At 43.0% G+C, this 4,044-nt stretch carries 4 protein-coding genes; 1 reads left to right on the top strand and 3 read right to left on the bottom strand.

What is annotated here, in order from left to right; genetic code table 11:
- Positions 1–91: 91 nt before the first annotated feature.
- The 3 genes from Q0J48_RS06770 to Q0J48_RS06760 are packed head-to-tail and all read right to left on the bottom strand — an operon-like array spanning position 92 to position 3,133.
- Positions 92–826 (bottom strand): GntR family transcriptional regulator, encoded by a 735-nt coding sequence (locus tag Q0J48_RS06770; protein ID WP_296242732.1) that lies wholly within the window; start codon positions 824–826, stop codon positions 92–94.
- Positions 827–837: 11 nt separating this feature from the next.
- Entirely contained in the window at positions 838–2,577 is a 1,740-nt protein-coding gene (locus Q0J48_RS06765; RefSeq protein ID WP_296242731.1) for a class I mannose-6-phosphate isomerase, read from the bottom strand.
- A gap of 1 nt (position 2,578) precedes the next feature.
- Complete coding sequence (locus Q0J48_RS06760; RefSeq protein ID WP_296242730.1) at positions 2,579–3,133, bottom strand: glucose-6-phosphate isomerase family protein; 555 nt, start codon at positions 3,131–3,133, stop codon at positions 2,579–2,581.
- A 99-nt stretch (positions 3,134–3,232) separates the two neighbouring features.
- On the opposite strand from Q0J48_RS06760, the gene Q0J48_RS06755 reads away from it, so the two are divergent.
- The coding region (locus tag Q0J48_RS06755) for a beta-1,6-N-acetylglucosaminyltransferase (protein ID WP_296242729.1) at positions 3,233–4,044 on the top strand (812 nt) is incomplete at its 3' end.

Genomic DNA, 4,044 nt, shown 5'->3' with positions numbered 1-4,044 from the left:
CGCTGCATTGTTTCCCACAGCATCGGTGACAAACATCTGGTCGCCCATTACCGGCCTGAATAAACAAAAAAACAGCAAGTGCTGTTTTTTTTTAACGGTCATGCAGCTCGATCGAGTATTCGTAGCGAGCGCCATTATAATAAGAAATCGTATATTCGATGGGTTGGTTATGTTCATCGTAAGCGATTCGAACTCGTTTCAAGACCGGTTCTTGTTCATCGATCCCCAAAGCTTGGGCAATCTCTTTTGAGGAAGACATCGCCGAAAACGTTTCCTTGATCGTGACTGGTCGACCAATCCCTTTTTGATCAAAGATATCATACATCGACCCCCTGTATTCATCTTCCTTTAACGAAAGATCATAACGTCCCGGGATGTACGTTTGAAATAATACGATCGGTTTCTTATTGGCGGTTCGAATGCGAACCAAACAATAAACTTTTTCCTGGGGCGCCAGTTCCAGCAGATCTCGAATTTCTTTGGACGCAGGGATGGATTCTATCGAAACATAAGATGTCCCTGGAATCATCCCTCGATATTCTAGTTCCGTCGTGAAACTGCGGATCGCCGAAGCATTTTCGTTGATCTTGTCACTGTAAGTCACACTGGTTCCTTTACCGCGCTTCTTATTGACATATCCTTCTTTGACAAGCTCCATGATGGCCTGCCGAATCGTGATGCGGCTTACATGAAACATCTTTTCCAACTGAGGTTCAGGTGGAATCAGGGATCCTCTTGGATAGATTCCTTCTTCAATTTTACGTTTCAAATCATTTTTGACTTGAAGATATAAAGGGGGTGCGCCTCGATGCGTATCGATTTGCATTCTAACACCTCCTATCGTACATACGCTTTGACGAATTTGATTTCTTCGTTTTCACTCATTCCATAAGGCCGAATCGTGTAGGCTCCAACACAAGCCGGGAGAATAAATGTCTCGGCATAATGAACGACAAATGGTTCAAAGGAATGATCCGGACTTTCAATGATTGCTTCTTTACCATCGACTAGATTCAACATGTTCACAGTTCCCTTCGTATCATGAACCGTGATCTTATCTGTAGTATATCGCCTTGTCTCAATAAATTCCAGAGCATGCAGACCCGTATGTTCAATGCGGCAGTCATTTCCCTCTTCTTTGACTTCATAGGTCGCATTGACCAGATTCTCTTTGACCCACTGTGTCGTACGATACCACTGGATTACTTCTTTGCCATGTTCCACATGAACCGGTCGCGGTAAACCATCCAAACCAAGGCGTTCCCAGTCCCACAGTTTAAAGGTAAAGATATACGGAGTCGCGCTGATTTCCAAAACCATCGCTCCGCTTCCTGAACAATGACAAGTTCCTGCCGGGATCAAGAAATGATCATGTTTTTTGGCCGGCCACTTATTGATATATTTTTCGGCATCAAAGACAATTTTTCCCTTTTGGGCTGCCCGCAGATCTTCGATCATCTGTTCTTTATCGATTCCTTCTTGTAAACCTAAATAGACACAGGCATTTTCTTGCGCATCTAAAATATAATAACTTTCATCCTGCGTATAATTCATCCCAAAGTTCTTCTTGATATACTCTGTGACAGGATGCACCTGCAAGGAAAGATTTTGCCCATCCATCGTATCCAAAAAGTCAAAACGGATTGGGAACTCGGCACCAAAGCGTGCATAGATCTGCTCTCCCAAAAGTTCTTTAGGCTGGTATAACACCAGATCCATACAAGGCAGTTCCACAACTGTGCCATTGTAATCAAACAAAATGCTGTTTTCTTCCGGAACGCCATCAAAACTCCAGGCGAAATTATCCTGATCCGGATCCAAATGACAGACTTCTTTCATCCATTGTCCGCCCCATACACCCGGATCAAAATATGGCATCGTTCTAAATGGCTTCTGAGCCAACGCCTTCAGACTTGTCGTAAAAGCTTCTCCCGTGATCATCTTGGGATCGTTTGATTTATTGGTGTCGACCACATAATCAAACTGATCAAACAAACGCGCTTTATGCTTATCGGCTAAGCGCCATTCAATAAAGTAACCGCGTTTGAATTTTCTAAGATTATCTTCATCGGCATTATCCATCTTGTAGTTAGGCATTCCTTTACGAAAACGCATTTGGATCTCCCAGCGAGCCATATCAAAATAGACAAGAACATCTCCTTTGGCCACTAAAGAAGCCGCCACTCCATAGACGATTCGTAATCCTTTGGTGTCTTGCACTTGTTTCTTTGCAGCTGCCAAATGATCTTCATCGATCAAGTCGATAAAATCACCATAATACATCTTTCCAAAAACACGGTCTTCGGTAATATGATATTTCAATTGTTCGTTGATCTGCGCTGATTCTTTAAAAATATCGTATGTGGCAATCTTTACGGCGGCATCAAAGCGGTCGATCAACTGCATCACTTCATTTTCATCCACACCCGGATAATAATCAAAGACTAAAACCGTATCCGATCCACATTTCGAATGCAGTTCCTCATAAATCGCATCGTATCCCCGATACGCTTGAAATCCCGATATTTTTGTCGTGGGAAAACGATCATATTTTGATTCAAAATTAATATAGTGCATCTTATTCTCCTTCCTTCCAAATGATCTGATGGTCGATTTTAAATGCGCGGGCGGAAAATGGCATAGCTTCTACGCGTTCATAATCATGCCCCGCCGTACTTGGCCAACAACATAGGACCGCCAGCTGGGTATCGCCTGTGTTCACAAGACGATGAGCCTGATGCCCGTCAATATGATGGATCGAACCAGATTTCATGATCTCTGCCGTACATTTACCGTTCTCGTCCATCAACAACAAAAAGCCTTCTCCCTGGGCACAGACATAAATTTCATCACAGTCCAGATCCTCATGAAAATGTCCTCGCGTGACATTGCATTCACCCTTCACGGTCACCGGTTCCAACACCGACAATCCCCAATTCAAGTTTCCCGTCTTGGGATCCCCTTGTTCGCAAGTGTAGACAGTATACATCACCGTCTGCGGATCCAGGGATTCATCGATCGATTCGTAAAACCCTTTGGCATCTTTATAAAGCTTTTGAGACGTCTGGACCTCCTGGCCCGATATCCAATTTTCTTTAAAATTTTCAAACCATTTGCACTCTCTGATTTCCATAATGCCCTCCTGACCAAAGATTATAACATTATAATGTTTATGTCAATTTCTATTCCCTCTTTTTTATGATATAATACGGCTTATGAGGTGTTAATTAACATGAAAATCGCATATTTACTACAATCCGATCGAGACTATGACGAAATCGTTGAAACCTTAAATCAATTAGTGAAACAAAACGACCATGCGTTCGTCATGATCAATAACGATGATCTGCGCGATAAAGTTTCCTTTACCTTTGCCGATCACCCTCGTGTTCATATCTCCAGAACACAGGAATTCGCTCAGGAAGGCGACCTGTCTCTGGCTAGAGGGACCATCATTCAAATCAAAGATTCCCTCCAATATGATCATTTCGATTATTACATCAACCTAACGGATGGAATGATTCCCATCAAAAAAAGAGAAGATATCGTAAAGTTCCTGGAGAAGGATCCGACAAAGGATTACTACTATGTGGCTCACCAGGAAACTCCCGAACTCAAAAAGAAAGCGGACAAATATTATACGTTTACCAACGTGATCGCCTTCCCGAAAAGTCGATTTATTCGCGGTATGACAAAAGCGAGCGCCAGTTTCTTTGCGAAGTTTGGATTCAAAAGACATCTGTCCGAACCTTATCAAATCGGAAGTCCCTGGTTTATGTTGACCGGCAAGACCGGAGAGACTTTGGCAGAACATTTCGACTATGTATCCAACACGTTTAAACTCTCCTGGTATCCGGAAGAAATGTATATACCGATGATGATGGATAAGTTTGTCTATATCGACGGACGTCAGGATGATCATATCAATCAGGATTATCGGGTCGTGGGCCCTGACGGAACTTGGAAAGAAAGCTCCGGAGCCAAGCCTTTAACAGAAGATGTATTACAGGCGCATCCAGAAGCTTTGTTTGGCGGCATGATCAC

Origin of the sequence: uncultured Faecalicoccus sp. (assembly GCF_944325745.1) — a bacterium.
Classification (GTDB): Bacteria; Bacillota_I; Bacilli_A; order Erysipelotrichales; family Erysipelotrichaceae; genus Faecalicoccus.
This window is presented reverse-complemented; position numbering and strand designations above follow the sequence as displayed.

What these genes read in the sequence shown, in the direction of transcription:
- Q0J48_RS06765 (WP_296242731.1), bottom strand. Translation starts at nt 2,577, where the DNA reads ATGCACTATATTAATTTTGAATCAAAATATGATCGTTTTCCCACGACA.
- Q0J48_RS06770 (WP_296242732.1), bottom strand. Translation starts at nt 826, where the DNA reads ATGCAAATCGATACGCATCGAGGCGCACCCCCTTTATATCTTCAAGTC.
- Q0J48_RS06760 (WP_296242730.1), bottom strand. Translation starts at nt 3,133, where the DNA reads ATGGAAATCAGAGAGTGCAAATGGTTTGAAAATTTTAAAGAAAATTGG.